The 23,511-nt window shown below is 57.4% G+C and carries 19 protein-coding genes and 1 tRNA gene; 8 read left to right on the top strand and 12 right to left on the bottom strand.

Annotation, left to right across the window (positions count from 1 at the left end; genetic code table 11):
- Positions 1 to 46: 46 nt before the first annotated feature.
- The 7 genes from sufU to KUF55_RS04075 all read right to left on the bottom strand — a co-directional run bounded on the left by sufU (position 47) and on the right by KUF55_RS04075 (position 6,345).
- Positions 47 to 496 (bottom strand): Fe-S cluster assembly sulfur transfer protein SufU, encoded by a 450-nt coding sequence (gene sufU / locus KUF55_RS04105; protein WP_132361896.1) that lies wholly within the window; start codon positions 494 to 496, stop codon positions 47 to 49.
- On the bottom strand, positions 493 to 1,788 hold the full coding sequence (locus tag KUF55_RS04100; RefSeq protein ID WP_218818687.1) for a SufS family cysteine desulfurase: 1,296 nt from the start codon (positions 1,786 to 1,788) through the stop codon (positions 493 to 495). Before KUF55_RS04100 ends, sufU begins: the two co-directional genes overlap by 4 nt.
- Before the next feature lie 408 nt (positions 1,789 to 2,196).
- Complete coding sequence (gene pth, locus KUF55_RS04095; protein ID WP_218818074.1) at positions 2,197 to 2,778, bottom strand: aminoacyl-tRNA hydrolase; 582 nt, start codon at positions 2,776 to 2,778, stop codon at positions 2,197 to 2,199.
- Between the two features lie 21 nt (positions 2,779 to 2,799).
- Positions 2,800 to 3,375, bottom strand: coding sequence for a 50S ribosomal protein L25/general stress protein Ctc (locus KUF55_RS04090; RefSeq protein WP_132361900.1), 576 nt, complete (start codon positions 3,373 to 3,375; stop codon positions 2,800 to 2,802).
- A 301-nt stretch (positions 3,376 to 3,676) separates the two neighbouring features.
- Entirely contained in the window at positions 3,677 to 4,657 is a 981-nt protein-coding gene (locus tag KUF55_RS04085) for a ribose-phosphate diphosphokinase (protein WP_132361902.1), read from the bottom strand.
- 47 nt (positions 4,658 to 4,704) lie between these two features.
- Positions 4,705 to 6,177: a bifunctional UDP-N-acetylglucosamine diphosphorylase/glucosamine-1-phosphate N-acetyltransferase GlmU gene (gene glmU, locus KUF55_RS04080; protein WP_218818073.1), complete on the bottom strand. Its 1,473-nt coding sequence runs from the start codon at positions 6,175 to 6,177 to the stop codon at positions 4,705 to 4,707.
- Positions 6,178 to 6,273: 96 nt separating this feature from the next.
- Positions 6,274 to 6,345 (bottom strand) — tRNA-Gln (locus KUF55_RS04075).
- A 153-nt stretch (positions 6,346 to 6,498) separates the two neighbouring features.
- On the opposite strand from KUF55_RS04075, the gene KUF55_RS04070 reads away from it, so the two are divergent.
- Positions 6,499 to 7,125, top strand: a complete 627-nt coding sequence (locus tag KUF55_RS04070; protein ID WP_255557298.1) for a TetR/AcrR family transcriptional regulator — start codon at positions 6,499 to 6,501, stop codon at positions 7,123 to 7,125.
- Positions 7,126 to 7,191: 66 nt separating this feature from the next.
- On the opposite strand, the gene KUF55_RS04065 is transcribed toward KUF55_RS04070, so the two are convergent.
- Entirely contained in the window at positions 7,192 to 8,553 is a 1,362-nt protein-coding gene (locus KUF55_RS04065; protein ID WP_255557297.1) for a sugar transferase, read from the bottom strand.
- Positions 8,554 to 9,348: 795 nt separating this feature from the next.
- Here KUF55_RS04065 and KUF55_RS04060 point away from each other — a divergent pair.
- The 7 genes from KUF55_RS04060 to KUF55_RS04030 all read left to right on the top strand — a co-directional run bounded on the left by KUF55_RS04060 (position 9,349) and on the right by KUF55_RS04030 (position 20,537).
- Positions 9,349 to 10,974, top strand: a complete 1,626-nt coding sequence (locus KUF55_RS04060) for a family 16 glycosylhydrolase (RefSeq protein ID WP_218818071.1) — start codon at positions 9,349 to 9,351, stop codon at positions 10,972 to 10,974.
- A 1,451-nt stretch (positions 10,975 to 12,425) separates the two neighbouring features.
- Positions 12,426 to 12,830: a hypothetical protein gene (locus KUF55_RS04055; protein WP_218818070.1), complete on the top strand. Its 405-nt coding sequence runs from the start codon at positions 12,426 to 12,428 to the stop codon at positions 12,828 to 12,830.
- Between the two features lie 20 nt (positions 12,831 to 12,850).
- Positions 12,851 to 16,036 (top strand): fibrinogen-like YCDxxxxGGGW domain-containing protein, encoded by a 3,186-nt coding sequence (locus tag KUF55_RS04050; protein WP_218818069.1) that lies wholly within the window; start codon positions 12,851 to 12,853, stop codon positions 16,034 to 16,036.
- Entirely contained in the window at positions 16,033 to 16,806 is a 774-nt protein-coding gene (locus KUF55_RS04045; RefSeq protein ID WP_218818068.1) for a CDP-alcohol phosphatidyltransferase family protein, read from the top strand. Before KUF55_RS04050 ends, KUF55_RS04045 begins: the two co-directional genes overlap by 4 nt.
- Before the next feature lie 73 nt (positions 16,807 to 16,879).
- Positions 16,880 to 17,743 (top strand): glycosyltransferase family 2 protein, encoded by an 864-nt coding sequence (locus tag KUF55_RS04040; protein WP_255557296.1) that lies wholly within the window; start codon positions 16,880 to 16,882, stop codon positions 17,741 to 17,743.
- The gene (locus KUF55_RS04035) at positions 17,740 to 19,047 is read left to right on the top strand and encodes an O-antigen ligase (protein WP_218818066.1); all 1,308 of its coding nucleotides are present in this window, start codon (positions 17,740 to 17,742) and stop codon (positions 19,045 to 19,047) included. The genes KUF55_RS04040 and KUF55_RS04035 overlap by 4 nt, the downstream gene beginning before the upstream one ends.
- Positions 19,047 to 20,537: a lipopolysaccharide biosynthesis protein gene (locus tag KUF55_RS04030; RefSeq protein ID WP_218818065.1), complete on the top strand. Its 1,491-nt coding sequence runs from the start codon at positions 19,047 to 19,049 to the stop codon at positions 20,535 to 20,537. The genes KUF55_RS04035 and KUF55_RS04030 overlap by 1 nt, the downstream gene beginning before the upstream one ends.
- A gap of 117 nt (positions 20,538 to 20,654) precedes the next feature.
- Here KUF55_RS04030 and KUF55_RS04025 read toward each other — a convergent pair whose 3' ends face one another.
- From KUF55_RS04025 to KUF55_RS04010, 4 genes are read right to left on the bottom strand one after another with little or no spacing between them, the layout of a single operon-like run.
- Positions 20,655 to 21,005: a hypothetical protein gene (locus KUF55_RS04025; protein ID WP_218818064.1), complete on the bottom strand. Its 351-nt coding sequence runs from the start codon at positions 21,003 to 21,005 to the stop codon at positions 20,655 to 20,657.
- A gap of 3 nt (positions 21,006 to 21,008) precedes the next feature.
- Positions 21,009 to 21,581, bottom strand: a complete 573-nt coding sequence (locus KUF55_RS04020) for a glycosyltransferase (protein WP_218818063.1) — start codon at positions 21,579 to 21,581, stop codon at positions 21,009 to 21,011.
- Positions 21,578 to 22,027: a PssD/Cps14F family polysaccharide biosynthesis glycosyltransferase gene (gene pssD / locus KUF55_RS04015; RefSeq protein ID WP_168152261.1), complete on the bottom strand. Its 450-nt coding sequence runs from the start codon at positions 22,025 to 22,027 to the stop codon at positions 21,578 to 21,580. The genes KUF55_RS04020 and pssD overlap by 4 nt, the downstream gene beginning before the upstream one ends.
- Positions 22,024 to 23,457, bottom strand: coding sequence for a Wzz/FepE/Etk N-terminal domain-containing protein (locus tag KUF55_RS04010; RefSeq protein ID WP_370630950.1), 1,434 nt, complete (start codon positions 23,455 to 23,457; stop codon positions 22,024 to 22,026). Before KUF55_RS04010 ends, pssD begins: the two co-directional genes overlap by 4 nt.
- Between the last annotated feature and the right edge of the window lie 54 nt (positions 23,458 to 23,511).

Raw genomic sequence — 23,511 nt, 5'->3', positions numbered from 1 at the left:
TCAGGGTGAAGCAACCCGGCTCTTGAACTGCCGTGGTGCAACGCGCCTAGGCGCGGGCCTGCAACAGGGCTGCCTCCGCGGCAACCCAGGAAAGCATCGCGCACTTCACTCGAGCCGGGAATTTAGAGACACCGGCGAAGGCTGCCCCGTCCCCGAGGACCTCTTCGTCTCCGGCCCGGGTTCCACGCGAACGCATTAGTTCACGGAACTCGTTCAGAATGCTCATGAATTCTTCGCGGTCGAGACCTTCTGCCATTTCGCTGAGCACCGAGGCCGAAGCCATGGAGATCGAGCAGCCGTCGCCCTCCCAGGAGACGTTCTTAACGACGTCACCATCAAGCTGGAGACGCAATTGGATGTGGTCACCACAGACGGGGTTGTGCTGCAACGATTCGCCGTGGGCAATGCCCTCGGGTGCCTCGAGCAGTCCGGCACCGTGCCGGGCCTTGGCATGGTCCAAGATGATTTGTTGGTACAGCTGGTCCAGATCGCTCACTTGACGACTCCGAAGTATCCGCGCACGTCAGCTACTGCATTCAGCAGAGCATCGATGTCGCTGGTGGTGTTGTATAAATAGGTGCTAGCTCGGGTACTGGAAACCACTCCCAGTGCCCGGTGTAGCGGTTGAGCGCAGTGATGCCCCACGCGAACGGCTACACCGCGCGAGTCGAGGAACTGGCCCACATCGTGGGGGTGCACCCCTTCGATGATGAAGGGTGCGGTTCCAATGCGTGCAGCGCCAAGGCCGGGGCCAAGAACGCGGACGCCATCGATGGACGAGAGTCCCTTGAGCATGCGCTCGCCCAGGTATTCCTCCCAGCCTGCGATCCGCTCCATGCCCACTTCACGCAGATAGGAAACAGCCGTGGCCAGCCCGTGGGCCTGGGAGATGCGCTGCGTCCCGGCCTCAAAACGCATCGGCGAGGGAAGGAACTGTGCGCTCTCCATGCTCACGGAGGTAATCATGGATCCCCCGGTGAGGAACGGAGGCATCGCGTCGAGAAGTTCGGCACGACCGTAGAGTCCGCCGATCCCCGTCGGGCCAAGCATCTTGTGTCCGGAAAACGCCATGAAGTCCACGTCAAGGGATTTAACATCAACCGGAAGGTGCGGCACCGACTGGCAGCCGTCCAATACCGTCAATGCTCCAACGTTGCGGGCCAGTGCCACCAGCGCAGCAACATCGATCACGGTGCCTAGGACGTTCGAAACGTGAGTGAAGGCGAGGATCCGTGTGGCCGGGGTGATGATATCGCCAGCCAGATCCATACGCAGTGCACCTGATTCGTCCACCGGAATGTACTTCAGGGTGGCGCCTGTGCGTTGGGCCAGCTGCTGCCAAGGGATTAGATTGGCGTGGTGCTCAAGTTCGGTGACGACGATTTCGTCGCCAACGCCGAGCGCGAAGCGCTTGGCGGCGTCTCCCCCGAGTCCTGTACTCGCATTTCCGAAGGAGTAAGTGATGAGGTTTAGTGCTTCGGTGGCGTTCGAGGTCCACACGACTTCGTTGTCTTTGGCACCGATAAATTCGGCTACCGCGGTACGCGCCTGTTCGAAAATATCTGTTGCCTCAACGGCCAGTGAATGGGCTCCGCGGTGTACGGCGGCATTGAAGTTTTCGTAGAAGTGCTGTTCCGCCTCGTAGACGCAGCTCGGCTTCTGAGAAGTGGCTCCGGAATCCAGATAGGTCAGCGGTGCACCGTTGATGCTGCGCCCCAGGATTGGGAAGTCTGCCCGTAACCGCGCAACCTCCACGTCATTCAGAGGGTTGGGAAGGGTGTCTTGCATCGTGGTCGTTGCACTGGACACGTTGGGCTCCTCCAAAGGATGTTCTTTGCCGGCTGCGCCGCTTGGGCTGCAGAGGATTCATGAACTGCAGCTTCCGGAGCGCAAAACGATTACGGCATCATTTACTTCGCTAATTCTCCCACGTTCGAGCGTTCAGGGCACATAAGTCGACCCTTACCAATTCGGGATACCACTGAACGAAGGCATAAAAAAAGAGGCTGGCAGTGGGATGGGGGTGGCCCAGTCTCGGAGGCCGCCCACTACCAGCCCCTGGTTTGGGGCCAAAAGGCACTAGATCATTCTAGAACCCGCTCAAATCTTCAACAAACTCATTCGCCGATTCCGCGGCCGAAGCCCGTAATCCACCGGTGTGCGGTGAAAATTGAACGGGTTGTTGCGCTTTATTGCTCAGGCGATATGAAATTTGCGCTGCGCAGCGTCAAGTCCCAGGCTCATGATCGCTTCAACGGCGTCCGCCGCTGTGTCGATCAGGAACGGAAGATCGTTCTTTTCGTCCTTGGAGAAGTCCTTGAGGACATAATCCGCGGTGTCCATACGACCAGGGGGCCGACCAACGCCAACCCGGACCCTAATGTAGTCTTTGGTGCCCAGCGCCTTGGAAATATCGCGCAAGCCATTGTGCCCACCTTCGCCGCCACCAATTTTGAGCTTGATGGTGTCGAAGTCAATATCGATTTCGTCGTGCACTGCAATGACATGTGCGGGATCGATGCCAAAAAACTTCGCGAGGTTGGCCACCGGGCCACCCGAGAGATTCATGTAAGTCATCGGCTTGGCGAGAACGAGCCGGGGGCCGCCGATCCCCATGCGGCCTTCAAGGATCTGAGCGCGGGAACTATGCGATTTGAATTTGCCCCCCACGCGTGAAGACAATTCATCCAAGACCATTTGGCCCACATTATGCCTGTTATGCGCGTAGCCGGGCCCGGGATTCCCGAGCCCGGCTACAAGCCAGGTATCGCTACTCATGCGACAACTAAATTCAAATGACTACTCGGCGGAAGCTGCCGATTCTTCTTCGGTCTCGGTTGCAACGGCTTCGATCATGGCGACAACGGTGTTGGCTTCAACGGCCAGGGCGGTGCCCTCCGGCAGGATCAGATCCGAAGCAAGGATGTGCGTACCCGGGGTGAGGCCATCGATGTTGACGATAACGCGCTCCGGCAGTGCCACAGCTTCAGCCTCAACGGAAACCGACGGGTGGTCCATGGACAGAACGGCACCGGCAGGCAGTGCACCTTCGACGACGATGGAAACCTCAACGATAACCTTCTCGCCCTTCTTGACGATCAAGAGGTCAAGGTGATCAACGGTCTGGCGCAGTGCGTGGCGCTGGATGTCCTTCACCAAGGTGATGGTGTCTTCGCCATCAACCGAGATGTTCAACAGTGCGTTAGCACCACGAACAGCAAGGGTGGTTGCAGCCAACGGCAACAGAACGCGGACCGGATCGGTACCGTGACCGTAGATTACTGCAGGGATCTTGCCGGCGCGGCGGGCCTGGCGGGCTGCGCCCTTGCCGAAGTCGGTGCGCAGTTCGCCGTCAAGCGTGAGGATGTTGCTCATGGTGTTCTCCTTGAGGAAGATGATTAATTGGTTCCTGCCCCGCTCGGGCCTAGAAGCAACATCATCCGATTCCCTCTCAGGAGAAGGACGCGTAGTGCGTTTCTAGCCTCGTCGATAACGGAACCTCATTTTCATGAGGTTCCCTCGCCTGGGCACAAGTAAATATTTTAGCAGTATGAGGGCACAGGAGAGAAATTCTCGATGCTGCGCTCAAGACTCGTGCCGTTTAACGGCGAGGGCCCCACCGCTTCCAAGGTGGAAACAGCAGGGCCTGCGCTCAGGGGCGTTGCCAGAGCGCTCTTTAGGCGTCGCCGTCAAAGAGGCTGGTCACAGAACCATCTTCAAAGACTTCGGTGATGGCGCGTGCCAACAATGGTGCGATGGAGAGAACCGTCAAGGAATCGAAGCGCTTGGACTCCGGGATCGGCAACGTATTGGTCACCACGACCTCACGGGCGCCACATTCGGCCAGGCGCTGCGCTGCGGGGTCCGAGAACACAGCGTGCGTCGCGGCGATGATCACGTCCTTGGCTCCTGCGTCCTTCAGCACCTTCACAGCACCGGCAATGGTTCCGCCCGTGTCGATCATGTCATCGATCAATACGCAGGTGCGGCCCTCAACCTGGCCAACGACCGTCTTGGAGACAGCCTGGTTCGGAACAGTGAGGTCACGAGACTTGTGCACAAACGCCAGCGGCGCGCCGCCAAGGCGTTCCGCCCACTGCTCTGCAACACGAACGCGTCCGGTATCCGGGGAAACAACGGTGACGGCATCGTCGCCGACGATTTCACGGATGTAGTCAGCCAGCAACGGGATGGCAAAGAGGTGATCGACGGGGCCATCGAAGAAGCCCTGAATCTGCGCGGTGTGCAGGTCAACGCTCATGATGCGATCGGCGCCGGCAGCCTTGAACATGTCGGCGACCAAACGAGCCGAGATCGGCTCGCGTCCACGGCCCTTCTTGTCCTGACGTGCATAGGGGTAGAACGGGGCCACTACCGTGATGCGGTGAGCCGAGGCGCGCTTCATGGAGTCAACCATGATCAGCTGTTCCATCAACCAGTTGTTCAGCGGCGCGGGGTGAGCCTGGATGACAAATACATCCTTGCCTCGCACCGATTCGCCGGAACGCACGTAGATCTCACCGTTGGCGAAATCATAGGCACTCATCGGAAGCAGTTCGGTCCCGAGGGCCGCTGCCACCTCCTCGGCCAATTCGGGGTGGGCACGCCCGGAAGCCAGTACCAACTTCTTATCGACGGTATAGGTCAGTTCGCTCATGGGATCGCTTTCTCGCTCAGACTGGGGATCGGAAATAAAGTAGTAGGTTACTTTGCCTGATCCGCTGATCCGGCGACTAAGCCAGAATCAAGTGCGGACTTGAAAGCAGCTTCCGCAGCCGGGGAACCCGGACGCTTGGTGATCGTCCAGCCCTCCGTATTGCGCTGCGGGGCCACGGTAAGGGCGAGCGCCCCTGCCGGAACGTTTTTGCGTACGATCGCACCTGCACCTGTATATGCTCCGTCGCCCACGCTAACTGGGGCAACGAATACGGTGTTGGAGGCGGTGCGAACATGCGAGCCGATGACGGTGCGGTGTTTGTTGACGCCGTCATAGTTAGCGGTGATGTTGCCACAGCCGATATTGGTGAATTCGCCAATCTCAGCGTCACCGGCGTAGCCGAGGTGTGAAAGCTTAGAACCACGGCCAACAACGATGTTCTTGGTCTCGTAGAAGGCGCCAATCTTAGCGTCCGGACCAAGAATGGTCTTCGGGCGAAGATAGGCGAAGGGGCCCACGGAGGAACCCTCGGCGATGCTTGAATCGGTGACGTCCGAACGGACTACCTTGGCACCGCGACCTACCCGAGTGTTAGTCAGTGTGGTATCTGGACCGATGACAGCGTCGGTGCCGACGGCGGTGGTTCCGTGAAGCTGCGTTCCCGGCTTGATGGTGACGTCGTTGGACAGTGCCACCTGAACGTCAATCCAGGTGCTGTCCGGATCAATGATGCTCACTCCGGAGCGCATCCACTTTTCCAAGATGCGACGGTTCATTTCCTTGCCAAGTGCGGCAAGCTGGACACGGTCGTTTGCACCTTCGACCTGCCACGCGTCCTCGGTGACAACCGCGGCGACGCGCCCCCCGGTGGACCGGGCAATGCCCAGAACGTCGGTGAGGTACATTTCGCCCTGCGCGTTGTCGGTAGTGACCTCGGCCAGTGCCGAGCGCAATACCTGAGCGTCAAACGCGTAGATCCCTGAGTTCACTTCACGGATGGCACGCTCTTCGTCGGACGCATCCTTGTGCTCACGGATTCCGGTGACGGTTCCGTCCTCGGCGCGCAGAATTCGACCATAGCCGGTGGCGTCCTGAAGAAGTGCGGTGAGAACCGTGACGGCATTGCCGTCACGGTCATGTGTGGCAACTAGTTCGTTGAGCAACTCTGTGGTCAACAGCGGCACATCACCGTAGGTCACCACGACGGTTCCCTCAAGAGCGGGGTTCAGCTGGTCCAAGCCCTGCTGAACAGCCCTTCCGGTACCTGGAACTTCATCTTGGTCGGCGATGACAAGATCCGGCTTGATCTGGAGGAGGTGCTCAACGACGCGTTCGCGTTCGAAGCGGACTACTGCTACAAGAGTTTGCGGGGCCAGTCCCTCGGCCGCGGCCAGCGCGTGGCCGACCATCGAACGACCGCCGAGTTCGTGCAAGATCTTGGGTTTCGCCGATTTCATCCGGGTTCCCGCACCTGCGGCGAGAACGATGACAGCGGCTGGTGCGTTGGCTTGAACGCTCAAGATTGGTACTCCCTGTACATTTGGCTAGCCGGACCGGCCGGGCCAGGCCTCATCATTCTATCCCGGCAAAATTCCGGGACATCGATGAGTGTTGCGTTCCGCCCATAGGATTCGAACCTATACTCCACAGCTCCAAAGGCTGGGGTGCTGCCATTACACCAGGGCGGAATGTGCGTTGAGCTCGCCTCAGCGGCACAGTGAACTATTCTGCCACGACTCGGGGCATCGATGCGACTTGACGGGCGGCAACCTGTTCATTCTGCGTTCATACGGCGGTGACAGAGCATGGTTAACCCCACATTTGTGCTTAGTATGTTGGCTATGAGCCCCACCGCACGACCTCGCACGCGCATGACCGGAGTCCAACGTCGGCTGCAGCTAATGGATATTTCTCGTCAGTTGTTTTCTTCGCGTGGCGTAGATGGGACAACTATCGAGGAAATCGCGCGATCGGCGGGTGTCTCAAAGCCCATCGTTTATGAGCACTTTGGTTCCAAGGAAGCGCTCTACATGGAAGTGGTGACCAACGAATACCGGGAGTTATTGGCCCGAATCACCGAGTCACTCTCGGGCGAAGATACTTCGCGCGTTTTGTTGGAAAAGGCGGCGCTCGCCATCCTGACCTACATCGAAGACAACACCGCAGGGTTCCGCATCCTGGTCCGGGATGCCCCACCGTCCGAGCCGGGCGGGACATATGCCACGCTGCTCTCCAAGGTCACCGAACAGGTTGAGGAGATCCTTGCTGACGAATTTACGCAGCGTGGATTTAGCGCGGAGGACAGCTCCATCTACGCTCAAATGCTCGTGGGTATGGTGGCGATGACGGCACAGTGGTGGCTGGATGCACGAGTACCGGACAAGCGAACGGTTGCCGCTCACGTGGTGAACCTCGCCTGGTACGGGCTTACGGGGCTTCGAAAGGAACCCGGGCTCCGCGATTCTTGAGATCTTCGGCATCCGATAACTCGCCCTCGCCATGGGCCTGAGCAATCGAGTCACATGGCTCGATGCCTAATACGCACCGCTCGGGCGAATCATCGCCTTGGCTGTGTGGCACATGATTACAAGATCATCCATCAGTGACCAGTTCTCGACGTAATAGAGATCGAGCCTGACGCTGTCTTCCCAGCTGAGGTTGCTCCTTCCACTGATTTGCCAAAGTCCAGTTAGTCCTGGTCGAATCAGCAGACGCCGAAAAGTGTGACCTTCATAGGCCTCAACTTCGCATGGCAGCGGCGGTCGCGGCCCCACGAGAGACATGTCCCCCTTGATGACGTTGATCAGCTGTGGGAGCTCGTCTAGAGAAGTCCTACGAAGCATCTTGCCGATCTTCGTCACTCGGGGATCGGCCTTCATTTTGAACAGCGGTCCGGCGCCTTCGTTTTGCTCTTTGAGTCCGTCCAGCCGTGATTCCGCGTCAAGACACATCGTACGGAATTTAAGCATGGTGAATTCCTGACCCCGTTTGCCGATACGCCGCTGCGCGAAGATTACAGGTCCCCTCGAATCCATCCGGATGGCAATAGCAATCATTAACAACACTGGGAGCAGGATCGTCAAAGCAATAGCCGTCAGGCAAATATCCACCGCACGCTTGGCTCGCATCCTCACGCCAGAAAGGGCAGGGCGTTCAACATGCATCAGCGGGAGTCCATCCACTTCTCTGATGTGAATCCGAGAACTGGCAACATTTGTCAGGTTCGAAGCCAAGATCATCTCGGCTCCTAGTCTTTCCAGTTCCCATCCCAGATTTCTCACTGCATCCTTGCCAGCGTTCAGCGGGCCCGCGACGATGACCGCATCTGCACCATGCGTGCTGATCATGTGTTCTAGGTCTTCCGGGTTGTGCGTCACCGGAACCAGCGGTTCCAGCTCCATGGAAGTTCCTGTGTCTTCAACGAGTGCCACTATTTGGTAGCCGGCTGATGATGCCTTGGAGACCCGGCGGACCACGTACTCGATATCGCTGGCGCATCCGATGACAACCACCTTTGATAGCGTGGCCCCGCTTTTCGCCCGATGGCGCAGCAATCTCCGCAGCATCCACCGAGCGAACAACAATGCCGGGGGTCCCGCAAGAATCGCGGAGAATACGATCTGCCGGGTGCCCTCAAGTCTCAATTCCATGCCGGTGAATGCCATGAGTCCTACCGTGAGCAGGCTGGCCCCGACAACCCTTCGATATTCATCCACCCCGCGACCTAGGACTTCCGCTCGCCTTGCTCCCCCGATACCCAACATCAGGAACCACGAAAAAGCCATAATCGGAAGATAAGGGAAGAGTCCTCCACGTTCGACATCCGCGACGGTATTCCACGCGAAGACCATGACTGAGGAAATTACCAAAGCATCGACAATTGTCAGGAGCTTCACCCAACGTCGACGTCGCGCTCTAGCGGGCAATGACGCTGTAGCGTTGCTATTGAGTGCCGGTCGGGCCCCTCGCCATGGAGGAGCTATTCCGAGCACTGATTCAAGAACCCCGTCACCCAGTTCAGCGGACATCAGCGCAAACTTCCCTCAACAACGACGGCAAAACTCCCCTTGCTCCCCCGCTGGCGCCGCTGCGGAATGCACTTTTGATTTCGGTACGCAAAGTTCTCCATCCTTGCCTGAATCGATGCGGCCCCAACCCCCAAAGCGAGAGCCCCCAAGTTCGCCAATTTGCATGGCCGTGTTTCTACGCTATGCAACACACCAAGCTGATACACGGGTAAGCAGTACGCTGATCCCCACGGTGTCCGGCAGCTCGCGCTTCTCCATCGAGACCCGAAACCACTTGCACAGGACGCGAACCTTACGCGACGTCGGAATGCAAAGCACCGAAGAAATAAGTGGACAAACAATCGAGGATCCAACTTCACGATTACGTGCGAAAATCGTGGAAACAGCATGCGAGAACGGCAATTTTCAACCTTGATTCGCTCCACGGAGGAAAGTGACTTTTGCCACTGGCCTCCGAATCGAAACGTTCGAAAGACGGGGCATAAGCACACTTCAAAGGCGCGATTCGAAGGTTTCGCGACCTCAATGTCACGATTTGCTAACGAAGTTGGTGCATGAAAGGCTCAATGCGTCTCACAACAATATTCGTTCCAGTACCCGTTCCCCGCATCCTAATTGGCCCGTCTGGGTGGTCAAGCGCATATTTGGAGACCCCCATCCCCAATGTCTAATTCAAGCCAAGAATCATCTCCCACCCCTCGCCAGTTCAGCTTCAGGGTTCCCGCTGCCATCCTCATGGCCGCGATGTTGACTACCGCGGGCTTTACCGGCCCAGTATCCCCAGCAAACGCTGCCACCATGGAGGCTGGAGATCCGATTGTCGACGATTCGATGACTCGCACCGTCACCGGCTCGTGGGGCAAATCGCCAAGCGGTGTCAATTACTACAGCACTGCCAGCAACCTCTCGGTTTTTGCCGGCACGGCGTTGATGCCCCTGTCGTCCGCCAGCAGCACCACCACCGTCCGTACCAGGTACGACCTGATGGATTCCGAATCTTCGGTCAAGGTCAAGGTACCGGTGCTACCCACCGGGTCAGCCGGTGTGTACACCTCGCTCTTTGGTCGCGATAGCGGTACTGGAAACTACCGTTCAACTCTGCGCATCTTGCCCACGGGAAAAACCGTAATTGAGATCTCGCGTTGGAACTCCGGTGGTGGAACGACCCAACTTAAATCAGTTTCACTGCCGTTGACGGTAAAGGCTGGCCAGCAGTTCAACCTCAAGCTACGTGTTACCGGAAAGCCTAAAGTAGTTGTTGAGTCCAAGGTCTGGGCGGTTGGACAGACCGAGCCAACCGAATGGTCGGCCTCGTTCACTGATTCGTCTGCGAGTGCCATCACGACCAAGGGCATGACCTCGATCAGCGGATATCGAGGCAGCGGCAGCCAGGCCATGACACTTGCCTTCGACGATTTGAAGATTCTGCCTCTAACCCAGGTCAGCGATCCGGCTCCGGCTCCGGCGCCAACGCCGACTCCAACCCCCACTCCGGCACCCCTCCCCGACACCGATACGTCAAACGTCGGCTCGCAGTGGGGCACCCCGGTCTTCTCCGATGATTTTGGGACAACTAGTCTCAATAAGTGGATCGTTCGTGACGATTCGACGCATGGCGTCCTTTCGTACGATCGCGCGGTAATCTCAAAAGACAACGCCAGCACTTCCAACGGACTGCTCCACTTGGAGGGCAAGAAGCTCGATACTCCTGTTGTTAAGAGCGGCGAACGCTGGTTCTCTACCGCCTACATCGACACGATTGGCAAGTTCTCACAGAAGTACGGACGCTGGGAAATGCGCGCCAAGCTGCCGCTGACGGCCAATAATTCGAAGGGCATCTGGCCGGCATTCTGGCTGCGCCCCGATGGCGGTGCTACGGGCGGAGAAATCGACATCATGGAGGCCTACGGGACCCCGACGTCTGTGTCGTTTGACCCTCAGAATCGGGCCGAGGGCACGCTCCACTACGACCAAACCGGTAAGAGCAAGACCAATTCCTGGATTCCTGTCACTTCCACGTTATCCAGCGAATTCCATACGTGGACCTTCGAATGGACCCCACAAGGGATGAAATGGCTGTTTGATGGCAAAGAATTCAAGTCGGTGGACCGCGCTGGCAATGCAGCATACGAGGCAGCCTTCGAAACCAATGCGAAATTCCATATGCGACTGAACACTCAGTATGGATCCCCTTATTGGGGCATGCCAGACGTCACCAATTCTTCAGTGACCAAGGACCACTCCGATTTCCAGGTTGACTACGTCAAGGCGTGGTCGTACAAGGGCTAAGCAACACAGTTCCATAGTGGCCGCGAATGACCGCGAGCCACCAAAGGGACCGCTCACTATCCATTCACCTTCGTGAGTCTGATAGTGGGCGGTCCTTTGTCATGTTCGGATTCGTTGCATTCGGCGGAACATCTGGATGCTGCTCGTCGCTCAGGTCAATTATGTGGTGTCCTACCGCGATTCACCGCGCTATTTCCTGTCTTGGATATCTGGATACCCACCCTGGGACAGTGTTTCCGTTGCGCAAGCCCGCTGGCCTCCACGTCTTGTTTCTCCGAGAACCCCGGCTCTGGTGCGGTCCGTTCGGCGCTTTCCCGATGAGCGACAAATTCAAAGCCCGGCCAGTCAGGCAAACCAACATGCCACATGTCGCGCAAAATCCCGATTCAACGAATAAGGCGAACAGCCAACTTCTCTTCCGTGCTTGCTTCGTCCTAGGACGAAGCCGTGGCTGTAAGACTTCTGGGGCGAAACCAGACCTCTGCCGTGTCACGAGTCCAAGCTAGTTGTCATATGTATTCCCGCCGGAGGGGGTCGGCGACGTCTGGGGGGCAAATCGAAATGTCTCACGATTTCGACTGCACGCCGCCGGCCCGTCCTGAGCGCAAGGAGTGAGAGCCGGGTCTTAACCCGCTAGCCCCTTACGTGCCAAAAACCAACTACTAATGATTTCTGGCCGTCGAAGCGGAAATCGACACCTCTAACGCTATCGCTCCTCGGGCGTTGAGCCACGAGTATTCCTATCTCGAAAATACGGCTGAAACTCTTGTCCGGGACCTGTCCCAAGGAGGGCAGATACTCGTTAAGCACTTGGATCAGGGACTCCGCTCACTCGACTTTCCTGATCACCCATTCACGCAGTCCTAAGAACCCTCAACCGACCTTGAAGTACCCTCCGCATGCGCCCTACAGTGCAAGGGCACGTGGTTGGGGGATCACCACGGCATCGGTTGCGAATAAGCGTGGGAACTTATCCGCACGTAGACCAATGAGGAGTTAAAGTGCAGGAAATGGGACCTTCGTCCCGGGGCGTTGGGGAGCCCGGCGACGGTGCAAAACGAACACACGGGCAATCCCGTTCCAGCTGGCGTCAATGGTGGATATGGGTTGGCGGCTTGTCCATTGCAGCGTTCATTGCAGTGAGCACAGCTCAGGCAGCATCACGAGGCGATCCAGCGATACCAGGGGGCAACAGCCAAATAGTGAGCAGCGCCCTGCCATCCAGCTCAGCAGCTCAGCAGAAGGCCCCGGCGGCGGCCCCAAGTTCGAGCCACGCTTCGACGGAACCAAAAACCAGCCGTGCACCGGCAGCAAAGCCAATTGCTCCCGTGGCTAAACCCGCACCCACAACGGACCCGAAAGCGGAACCATTACCGTCTTTCCCGCCCGTGCCCAAGAGCTGGCCCAATACATCAAATGCGCGTTCTGCCCAAGCTTCCGAATCGGAGCCCGTGAAGAAGTTCATCACCGGGGCACAAGGAATCTCACCCGGTCGCCAAGTTCCGGAAAAAGCCATCAAGGTACCGGACTATTCGAAGATCGCCTCCGGCATCGCCGAATTGGAATTGGAATCCCAGTTCGCTGAATATGCATCCAATGGGTGGTCCCAGACAGGAAAAGTTCAGGTGGTTGGTGAGCCCCGGGTTCAAGACCTCAACGTCAAGGGCGCCAAATCAATACGGGTTTTCGTCTGTCTCGACTCCAGCGCAATCAAAGTCACGGAACCCGACGGGCACATTGTGACCGATGCGACTCCCCCGGGTACACGCACCGCGGTGAACATCTATGACCTCTCACTCAAGGCTCAATCTTGGGTAGTCGTCAATCACCAATTTCCCAATGATTCGTCTTGCTGAGGAAGAACGAGGAGCCACTCATGTACTCGCGCATTAGAAAATCACGTCTAGCACCGAAATCCGCATGTGCCGTTTTCGGCGTTATTGCCCTGGCCGCAGGATTCCTGTTGGGTCCGGCACCCGCACAAGCAGCCGAAGTTATCCATGACGGCTCTACACAGTTAAACGCTGCAGCTTCCTGTTGGGAAGCCAAACAGCTCGATCCTCAAGCCGACAGTGGGCTCTACTGGCTCTATACCCCCGCGATGTCGGCGCCGGAGCAGTTCTATTGTGACCAAGTAACCAATGGCGGCGGTTGGGTGTTGATCGGCCGAGGAAGACAAGGCTGGAAAGAGAACTACGAAGGGTTGGGCACAACTGCGCAAGTGAACTCCGTCGTCACCGGCACGGGTGCTTTTACGCCGCGCCAGCTGCACTCGCGCACCATTGATGGATTACTCAACGACACATCACCTGCTGCGCTGACCGACGGGATCCGGCTGCGCAGAGCGGCATCAACTGACGGGACGACCTGGCAAGAATCGACTTTCAAGGTCTCCAAAAAGAATCGCTGGTCGTGGGCTTTCTCGTCCGCAACGCCGGTCACTTCCTTTACCTTCAATGGGAACCAGAACGGTACGGGTGGAACTAGCGCAAGCTTCGGGCTGGACAACACGCTCCGCCGTGTCATCACCTCCGAAAACCAGAACCAAAGCTGGTACCAAGGGTGGGCCTTCGGCTCGCAGGCCCGCGGTGTCAACTCCGCTACCAGCTACATTTGGAGCGCTTCGGCCACTACGGGACAACCGCTGCCGTTCACCCAGATGTTCATCCGTCCCCGCCTGTTGCAAAGCAATTTGGCCTTCGCTCCGATCCCCAATGCCGGTCTTCCCAAGATGGAGAACAAGGCAGTCCAGAATACCGGTGCCCAGCCCACCGTATGGGGTGTTAACGGTCTGGCCAACGGAACCGGCGAGCTGAATACCGAAATCCAGTCGTTCGCGCAATCAGGGCAAACTGTCTACGCTGCAGGAAATTTCCTGCAGGTACAACGTGATTCTGCGGGGACCGGTCGGGTCACCCAGCCGTATCTTGCAGGTTTCAACGTCACCACCGGCGAATTCGTGACTACCTTCAGACCGACCTTTAACAACGAGGTCAAAGAAGTCACGGTGCTGCCCAATGGCACCGTCATCGCCGGCGGGGAATTCACCGTGGCCAACGGAAAAGCGGCTAATGGAATCGTCGCACTGAACCCGGTCACCGGCGACACCGTCTCAACATGGGATGTCCAGTTGGAAAACCGGATTTCCGGCGGTGCGGTTCAGGTCAGGAGCCTGAGTGTGGAGGGATCGTGGCTGTACATTGGCGGGGCATTCACTCACCTCACCGGCGGAACGACAACCAATTCGGTCTACTCACGTGCCGCAGCACGCGTCCAGATTTCCAATGGAACTCCCGACGCCAGCTGGAACCCCGCGTTCGCCGGCACTGTCACCGATGTTGAAGGCTCCGATGATGGAACCCGGCTTTACGCATCGGGATACTTCATGGCCTCGAATACAACCACCACTAATACGGCCGCTGCCATCTCCACCGCGGCGGGAGCGGCGGTCATCCCCTGGGACTGGACACCGAGCGCTACAACCCATTTCCAGTTCGGTCTGGCGGAACAGGGTGGAAGAATCTGGCTCGGCGGCTCCGAACACAATCTTTTCAGCTACAACCCAGCCAACTTTAATCGGCTCTCGGCCAACATCACTCGTCAGGGCGGCGACTTCCAAGATGTGAGCTCCGCCAACGGGCTCGTGTATGCCGGATGCCACTGTGGCCATTGGAATTACTCCGGAGCCACGCTCTGGCCCAGCCTCGGAAACGACTGGACCATCGCCGACAAGATTAACCTGGTCGGTATCTGGGATGCAGCCACCGGCGCATACGTACCGGACTTCAACCCCATCATCAAGGGTCGAGTCGGCTACGGGGTGTGGGGCAGCTTTGTAGACAGTACCGGCACACTCTGGACCGGCGGGGATCTCGTTTCATCCGTTCGAACTAATGGGGCGGGGCAATGGAGCGGCGGCTTTGCTCGATTCGCAATGAACGATCACACGGCGCCGGGCACCCCCGGATCGCTGACGGCAACCTCCGACGGAACCACCGACACGATCTCGTGGGGGGCATCGAGTGGCACCCCGGCCGGCTATCAGGTCTTGCGTGGTGACAGGGTCATTGCGACCACCACCACCGCTCGCACCGTTCAGGTTCCGGCACTGGCTCAGGGCCGCTACGCGGTTCGGGCGATCGATACCGCTAACAATGTTTCGGCCAGCACTGCGGTCGTAGTCGTCGCCGGGGCTGTCATCCCGCCGCAGACACAGCAACTCATCACGGCGGGTAGCAACTGGTCCTACCGTTACGAGAACAGTGAACCGGCTTCCGGCTGGAAGCAAACCTCCTTCGACGATTCCACGTGGGACATCGGAGCTGCCCCGTTGGGTGTGGGCTGGACCGGACTTGGTACCACCTTCCCCACCGTCGCAACTCGGCCCATCGCTTCGCAATACCGCAAGAGCTTTACGCTCGCTAATGTCTCGGCCGTCAATACCGTAGAAATCACCACGCGGGCCGATGACGGGATTGTCATCTACGTCAATGGCACCGAAGCGAAACGGGTCAACATGCCCGCGGGGACAATCACGAGCACCACTTACGCGACGACTGCCCCATCGGTCGCCGTCGTCAACGCCAATCCAGTGGTGTTCGAACTCCCGGCCAGCGCCTTCGTCACGGGCCAGAACGTGATTGCGGCCGAGGTCCATTCCAACTACCGGACAACGCCGAGCCATTCCTTCGAACTCAAGGCTCAGGCCACGCTGGTCGACGGCGCCCAGGCCAACCTACTGAAGAAGGCCCCGGAGCTACAGAAGCAGGAGTCCACCACAGCGGAACCAACTAAACCAAGTGTCGCCCCGGCGCCGACCAAGCCCAGTGTCACATCCGCTGCACCATCCACGAAGAGCGCACCCGAACCATCAAGGAAGCCGTCGGCGCTGCCGAGCCCCTCGGTAGCCAAGAGTTCGCCTTCTGAGTCCACCGGTGCAAAGCGATCGGCAGAAGTTCCTTCGCAGTCGGTGTTGCCTCGTCCAGGGACCGAGCTGAAAATCCCGGTACCAACGGCTGAGACTCCGGCATCCAGTGCACCACCGAAAGAAGACACCAAATGATCGGTGACACTTCACCGATCATCACCGGTGGGTCCCCCTCGAGGAGACCCACCATTGGTGGTGTCTTGATCGAACTTCGATCAGCGCAAAAGCCCGGGACCGGTGTACCGGCCTACACGCGGTGGCTCAATCGGCGTGCGGCACGGCTAGCTGCTGCCGTTGCAGTGCGGATGGGGTACTCCCCCAACACCGTATCGGCGATTTCCGCGGCATTCTCCATCGTGGCGATTGTGGTTCTGCTCCTTTCCCCGGTTTCCGTCGTGACCGGATTGGTTGTGGCTGGGCTCCTTGCCGTCGGCTACTGCTTGGACTCGGCAGACGGTCAGGTCGCCAGAGTCACTGGCACGGGGAGCCCTGCCGGCGAATGGCTGGACCACGTCATCGATGCCGCTCGAACTCCGGCCATTCACCTTGCGGTCTACCTAGCACTGAGTTCCGCCGCGTTGGTTCCCGCTTGGGTCCCCTACGTTGCGCTCGGGTTCGTGGTTCTTTCCGCGTCACAGTTCATGAGTCAAATTCTGGCCGAGCAATTACGCAAGAGCGCCGTGAATTCTGTCCAGCAAACCAAGGCAGTCGCGGCGGAGAGGGGTGCCAAGGACGTCCTGCGCTCCGTGGTACTTCTACCAACGGATTCGGGCACTCTGTGCTGGATCTTCATCCTCTGGGGGTTTCCACATGTTTTCGCCGTTAGCTACGTTGCACTTTGCATCATCAACTCGTTCGTTGCTGCGCTATCAATGCGCCGAAAGTACCTTGCCCTTTCTCGATGAACAGCCAAACTCCGGTCTGAGCCCATGGACACCATCCGTCAGCGCCGTCATCACCACGTGTGGGCGTCCGGAAATGCTCAGAGATGCGGTCCGATCTATCCTCGCCCAGGACTACCTCGGCAGCATCGAGGTCGTCGTCGTCTACGACAAAATTTCCGTTGATCCACTCCACGACATCGAGGTCGTTAAGGGCAGAACCCTGCGGACCATGAAAAACTCCCGCACCACCGGTCTCGCCGGGGGAAGAAACACCGGAATTTTGGCAGCTTCTGGAGAGATCATCGGGTTCTGCGATGACGACGACCTTTGGTTGCCCGACAAGCTCACGCGGCAACTTGAGCTATGGAACGCGAACCGCTCCGCGATCGCCATTAGCTCGGGCATTCGTCTTCGAACCATGAAAACCGAAGTGGACCGTTTGGCTCCGGCTGTTTCCAATTTCGATGACTTCCTTCGTTCCCGAATCACCGCCATTCACCCATCAACGATGATTTTTCTTCGTAGCGGCTTCACCCAAATCTACGGATTGGTCGACGAATTACTTCCCGCTGCCTACGGTGAGGACTACGACCTGCTCTTGCGAGCCACTCAGCATGGCCCCATTCATGCGGTTAACGAAGCCTTGGTGACCGTTCGCTGGGATCGGCCCTCGTTCTTCAGCGGCCGTTGGATGAATATTATCGCTGGCCTGACATACGTACTTCAAAAGTTCCCCGAGTTTGAGCAAGACCCACGGGGACTTGCCAGGATTGCTGGCCAGGTAGCTTTCGCCCATGCCGCGTTGGGAAATCGAACGGATTGCCTACATTGGATTCGAAGCACCCTGGCTCGCGATCCGTTCCAGCCGCGTGCATGGAGTGCCCTTGTTGTCGCCCTCGGACTAGTTAAGGCCGACACCCTCCTTGAGATGGTGCAGCGAATGGGCCGTGGGTTATGACAATTTTCAGTACCAAGGCGCGGATTCCGCCGTACCCTCGGATGACGGGGCCAGCCCACAGAATGTTCGAGGGAGAGGTAGGGAATCTTCCGGCTTACCCCGTATTGATCCTGTTGGCGGGTCTTCCTGTGTGGTGGGCGCTGGGAGCAACACCCTTTATGCCCATCATGCTTGCCGCGCTCATGGCCCTCATCTTGTTCTGGAAACGCCATACGATTCTTGTACCGGGTATTCTTCCGTGGGCCGCCTTCCTCATATGGATATTCGGGGCAGGAATTTCGATCCGAGGTTCGGGGGCCATCATGGCCTACTCCCAACGCGTCGGGGAACTTGTGGCCGTCGGAATTTTCATGCTCTATGTGGTGAATGCCAGAAAATTCTTGCCCCGCCGCAAGCTGGTTTCCGCGTTATTGATCGTGTGGGCAACCGTCGTTATTTTGGGTTTTGCAGGAATGATGTTTCCCGAGTTCAGACTTCACACGCCGATCGGTGCGATACTGCCCGGTTCTTTAACTTCTAACGAGCTGGTTTCGGATCTGGTAAACCCTCCGCTGGCTGAGGTACAACAGCCGTGGGGTGCGCCCGAGCCCTATGTTCGACCATCAGCGCCATTCCCCTACGCCAATAGTTGGGGTGTGGCCTTCATCGTTCTATCGCCAGTGGTCTTCTCGCGAATCGTTTCCGATCATCGCTGGTGGATAAAAGTGGGACTCTTTATGGGTTTCGCGGCGTCTCTGATCCCTGCTCTCGCTACCAGCAACAGGGGAATGTTTATCGGTCTTGCAATATCCATCGGCTACGTCACGCTTCGGCTTCTACTTCGCAGAAAAGTCCTTCAAGTCGCGGGAATCTTGGGTGTTGTCCTCAGCGGTGCGTTCGTCTTGATGGCGAGTGGTGCGATTTCTGAAATCCTCGGGCGTCAGGAATATAGCGACAGCACCGGAGGCAGACTTGCCCTGTACGAAGCAACGTTAAAGGAAGTCGCCAAGTCCCCTTTCCTCGGATTCGGCAGTCCTCGGCTGGAGGAAACTATCGGGGTTTCTCTCGGCACCCAAGGCTATGTGTGGATGCTAGCGTTTTGTTATGGGCTTGTGGGCCTTGGTCTTTTTTGCCTTTTTCTGGTTTCGGCGTGGCTGAGAACCATGAGGCATACAGGTACCGATACGCACTGGTTACATTCGGTGCCGCTCGCCGTCATGTGCACGATCCCCTTCTATAGTTACGCGACGATTCAACTCAGCTGCGTGGTCATCATCATCGCCCTGCTGCTTCGAGAGCGCTATGTTGAAAGCTCGGATTCGTGATGGCGCGTTCCTCTATAACCACCAATCAAAAATCCACTGTCGCTTCGACAAGCGTGTTCAGCTTCGCCTGTGTCATCGGTGGAGCCATCCTCGCATTCGGCACCACGTTGCTGGTCAGTAATATCGCCGGTGCAACGGTGTCGGGCCTGTTTTTTCAGGTCGTGGCCCTCTTCGCGGTCATGACCGTTGCCTGCGTTTTTGGTAGCGATACAGCCCTGGTCCGCTCAGTTTCTGCCGCGTTGGCGCTTGAGGAACATCCTTCTCTGTGGAAGTTACTGCGCTGGTCAGCTATTCCAGTGGCTGCACTTTCGAGCATGGTCGGCATCACCATGTGGTGTGTTGCCCCGACCATAGGGCTGATCACCGACACACCTCAACTCGCCGGAGCCATCCGGATCGCTGCCGTGACAGTTCCAGTGGCGGCGCTGATGACCGTTGCTTTCGGTTTCATCCGGGGAACCCACCGAATCATCTCTTTTGCGCTCCTGCAGAACGTCATCTTGTCGTTATTGCGGCTCCTTGCAGTGGCAGTTGCTTTGTGGGCGGGTGCCGCAGTGGCAACTCTTTCCACGGCGTGGGCCACTCCCGTAGCAATTGTTGCGATATTGGCTTGGGTTTTGGTCTGGCGAACGCTAAAGAGTATTCCCAGGAGTGCTCCACCACAGGCGCAGGGCATTGGCGCCGAGGCAGTCACCTTTCGCCGGTTCTGGGCGTTCGCTTCCGCCCGCGGATTCGCATCTCTAGTGGAAATCCTTCTGGAATGGATTGATGTCATCGCCGTTGCCATATTCCTCGGACCCACAGCTGCCGGAGTTTATGGAGTGGTCAACCGGTGCGTTCATTTGGGCTCAATGTTGGAACACACCGCCAGGATTGTCACAGGACCCATGCTCAGCGCATCGCTCACCACCGGTGATGCTGCAACCACACGACGTATCTTTACGACCACAGCGAGAATCCTTCTGGTCACGGCTTGGCCGTTCTATCTAACACTGATCGTTTTTGCGCCGGTGGTCTTGTCGTGGTTCGGCGAAGAGTTTGTTGCCGGAGCGCTTCCCCTATCAATCATCGCTACCGTGATGATGTTCGCCGTGTCCACCGGAGGTGTGCAGTCATTGTTGTTGATGGGCGGCAAGAGTCATTGGCAGCTCATCAACAAGTGCTCGGCCCTTGTCGTCGCAGTTACGTTCAATCTCTGGCTAGTTCCTATGTGGGGTCTTATTGGCGCCGTCACGGCGTGGTCGGCCGCTGTAGTCGTTGATTATGGTCTTGCTACGCTCGAAGTGGCTCGGGGACTCCGAATTCACGTTGCGTGGGCCTCGATGCTCTGGCCAGCACTCATCTCAACAGTTCTTTTCGGGGGGTTCGCGCTGTTTGTTCGAATGCAGCTGGGCGCTACGCTCCCTGCCCTCGCTGTGTCCGTTGGTGTCGCCAGCATGTTGGCAGCGGGAATTGGCTGGAAAATGCGTCGTTATCTGGTTCAGGCGTAGTTCTTTGGTTCGGGTGCAGAGCGTGCCGATCACAGACCCCCTGCATTGCGATATTCCTGTTTCGAGTTGTCACCCAGTTCTACGGCTATTTTGCGCACGGTTCGTTCGCTGTGCGTCTTATCCTTCATCGGGATTGAGGCCGGAGAACTGACCTTCCGAGAACTCCCCGGGGTTGGCGGAGACTTCAATCTCTTCGACAACGAGCGGGACAGAAAACTTATTTCCTGGGACGGTACTGCCATGGGCGAGTACATGGTTCAGGGCAAGCATGGTCGGGTCAAATTCCAAACAGTGGACGTCCTCGGAATGCACTAGCGGCTCCAAGTTGTAGATGTTCCAGTCACGTGCGTCTGCCACAGTCATTTGACCATCGGCAGGGAATTCTGCACTGACGGATTGGCTGGCGGCCCCAGTACCGCCGTTCAAGCCAATGACGGAAGAAATCGTGTTATTGGCACGATACTTCACGGATTAATGGTGGCCCCACATCTGTCGAAGCCGGCTGATCATCGCATCAGGTCGCTGATGACTCTCAAGTGTGTCAAGCGCGGCAGCAAGTAGTCCGGCCGCATGCCCGGCATCTGCGTGTCGTGGGGGCGTCGAAAAATGATTCGGATCCGCCAAGATCAATTTCAGCAGTCTATCCATGTCATCAGCCGATTCAGCCAATAGAGCTTCCCCCTGGCTCGCCATAAATCTAGCGAAAGCAATCTGATGCCCATCAACGACTTCGTCGAGTTCTGGTCGTCGCGGAATTGCGATCGGGATTTTACCCATTTCCCTGACGTCCAAGATGGACCCCGGTCCTCCTTGCACTATTACCGCATCGGCTCCAGCGTACAAGTCCAGCAAGTCGGTCCGAGGCATTCGGTCAACCCCGTTTCCTTGACGAGGCTGTCTACTGGATCCATGCTGAATCAAACACCTCGGTTGCGTTTCTTGTGTTTCGAGCCAATCGTCGATCCAATCGACGGCCCGATCGAATCGATGGTGGTCAGTCCCGAGGGACACCACAATATTTTGATCGCCATTTTCCAGTTTCATAACACTGGTCCAATGTTCAGAGCATCTCGGTAGTATTTCTGCTGCTCCGCCCATTGCACACAGAATAGATCTGCCATCGGGTAGCAAATTCGACCACTCAATGTGGGCATCGTGATGCGATCAAAACACTCAATATAAACGGTCTTGATCCCAAGAAGTTTGGCAACTAGGAAGAATGGGACGGAGACCCCCGCTCCAATGGAGACCACAACGTCGGGGCGCTCGTGCCGTAGGGTCGGCCACGCTAAGAAGAGGTTCTTCACGGCGTTTTTTGCGTTTCTCGTCGTCGGATGATGTGCCCAGACAACAGTCTCGCCTTCCAAGGCAGCTTCGACTTCTGGCAGTCTGAAGGTTACCCAAACTCGTTCATGTTCTTGCCACCACGATTTGAGCGGCAGTAGTTGAGCCAGGTGACCGCCAGCTGATGTGACAAACAGGATTTTCATGTTTCTTTCCTTCCGGCGATGAGACGTTGCCCTGCGTCCAACTTCCGCTCAATTGATTTCAGCGGGTTGTTAACTGACATGTCCTGTTGGCTTACTTTCGATTCAAACGGCGAAGGGTCCTTCAAATTTTGTGGTTCTGTACCGCTTGGCGTGGTTGTTGTTTGTGGTGTGTCGGTTGCTCTTCGCCGCGGACGTCCGTCGTAAAAAACTACGATGAGCCTCATATGGGGCAGATCCCGTGCTTGGCCAACAACGGCTATGACATCTTTTATGTTGGTCTTGTGATGTACGACCAGTACGAGGGATTCCAGGAAGCGCTCTGAGATACTGGCCAGTCTCGAACCGGCGACGAATTCGGCGAGTTCCATCAACACCAGGTCCCTTGAGCCCAATTCGATTCGATCGATCTCCAAAGGCCAACCCGCGTCGAGAGCTTGACCGTTTAGGACATCTTTATCGACCGTGCATGAATCGAGTCCATGGGCTTGTGCCATGTCACGGAGCTTTAAAACGAGCACGCTTGGATCCGCAGGCATCAAACCCAAGAATCCTGCGGGCCTACCTGGTCGTTGGTTGGGCTCGTAGGACCGTGTCAGGAACCTGAGGATCCAGCGCAAAGATTCCTCTTCGTCATCCTGGTTGAGGGTATAGACCGTTGCGCCAGTAGCCGCAACGAGGCGATCCGCAAAGCGGACTTTACGGTCCCATCGATCACGCAGGAGAGACAAGGCCAGACCTAACAGACCCCCCCCGACGAGCCCTCCAACCAAGAAGATTTTGGCATCGAGGGAAGACTTTTCTGTCGGCGGAATGGCCAATCCGATGACTTGGCCTGGTGCGAGCGCAACAAGCTTCAAGGTCGTTCGCTGGGCCCGCAAATCCCAAAGCTGCTGCCGCTCCTGTGAATCTGCGTTGGCCTTATTCTCGATTTCCTTTATTTGACCATCAAGATCGGCGATAAAGGCGTCGGCGATCTCTTTGGCCCCATCTGCACGAGAAATCAGATAGGCACTGGCCAAGGCATTTGCTCGTGCAGCTGCCTTTTCCGGGGTGTCAGCAGAAACTGTAACTTCAAGAATCTGAGACCCCTGAGGTGCAGCGACCTCCGTATGGCGCATCAGGTCTTCGGGCCCAATATCGTGACCGAGTGTCTTAATCGCCAACGTTGCGACTTGCGACGACCCAAGGATCGCGCGTTCTGTGGTGATGTTGATTTGTTGGTTCACAGCTGCCGAGGAAAATGGGCTCGTCGTAATGGGCGAAACCGTCAAAGTGGCAACCGCAGAATATTCTGCGGGTATTAACTGCGCGCCAGCGGCCGAAAGGGCCACCGTAGCCGCCACAGTCACCAGCAGCGTTCTCCATCGCCTCCGAAGCTGACGAAATAGGTCATTTACCCGTAAGAAATCGCTCCGCCCCCCATTTGCCATGGTGCTCTCCTTCGCTCTGTTCGAGGATCAATATGTATCTACGTGCATTCGCTT

The organism is Paeniglutamicibacter sp. Y32M11, assembly GCF_019285735.1.
Taxonomy (GTDB): domain Bacteria; phylum Actinomycetota; class Actinomycetes; order Actinomycetales; family Micrococcaceae; genus Paeniglutamicibacter.
Note: the sequence above shows the minus strand (reverse complement) of the source record. Positions and strands in the feature narration are given on the sequence as shown.

Bases quoted from the DNA above. Each gene is read 5' to 3' on its own strand.
- KUF55_RS04045 (WP_218818068.1), top strand. From the start codon at position 16,033: ATGATCGGTGACACTTCACCGATCATCACCGGTGGGTCCCCCTCGAGG.
- KUF55_RS04040 (WP_255557296.1), top strand. From the start codon at position 16,880: ATGCTCAGAGATGCGGTCCGATCTATCCTCGCCCAGGACTACCTCGGC.
- KUF55_RS04050 (WP_218818069.1), top strand. From the start codon at position 12,851: ATGTACTCGCGCATTAGAAAATCACGTCTAGCACCGAAATCCGCATGT.
- KUF55_RS04060 (WP_218818071.1), top strand. From the start codon at position 9,349: ATGTCTAATTCAAGCCAAGAATCATCTCCCACCCCTCGCCAGTTCAGC.
- KUF55_RS04100 (WP_218818687.1), bottom strand. From the start codon at position 1,788: ATGCAAGACACCCTTCCCAACCCTCTGAATGACGTGGAGGTTGCGCGG.
- KUF55_RS04030 (WP_218818065.1), top strand. From the start codon at position 19,047: ATGGCGCGTTCCTCTATAACCACCAATCAAAAATCCACTGTCGCTTCG.
- KUF55_RS04085 (WP_132361902.1), bottom strand. From the start codon at position 4,657: ATGAGCGAACTGACCTATACCGTCGATAAGAAGTTGGTACTGGCTTCC.
- KUF55_RS04035 (WP_218818066.1), top strand. From the start codon at position 17,740: ATGACAATTTTCAGTACCAAGGCGCGGATTCCGCCGTACCCTCGGATG.
- KUF55_RS04090 (WP_132361900.1), bottom strand. From the start codon at position 3,375: ATGAGCAACATCCTCACGCTTGACGGCGAACTGCGCACCGACTTCGGC.
- pssD (WP_168152261.1), bottom strand. From the start codon at position 22,027: ATGAAAATCCTGTTTGTCACATCAGCTGGCGGTCACCTGGCTCAACTA.
- KUF55_RS04070 (WP_255557298.1), top strand. From the start codon at position 6,499: ATGAGCCCCACCGCACGACCTCGCACGCGCATGACCGGAGTCCAACGT.
- KUF55_RS04010 (WP_370630950.1), bottom strand. From the start codon at position 23,457: ATGGCAAATGGGGGGCGGAGCGATTTCTTACGGGTAAATGACCTATTT.
- pth (WP_218818074.1), bottom strand. From the start codon at position 2,778: ATGAGTAGCGATACCTGGCTTGTAGCCGGGCTCGGGAATCCCGGGCCC.
- KUF55_RS04020 (WP_218818063.1), bottom strand. From the start codon at position 21,581: ATGAAACTGGAAAATGGCGATCAAAATATTGTGGTGTCCCTCGGGACT.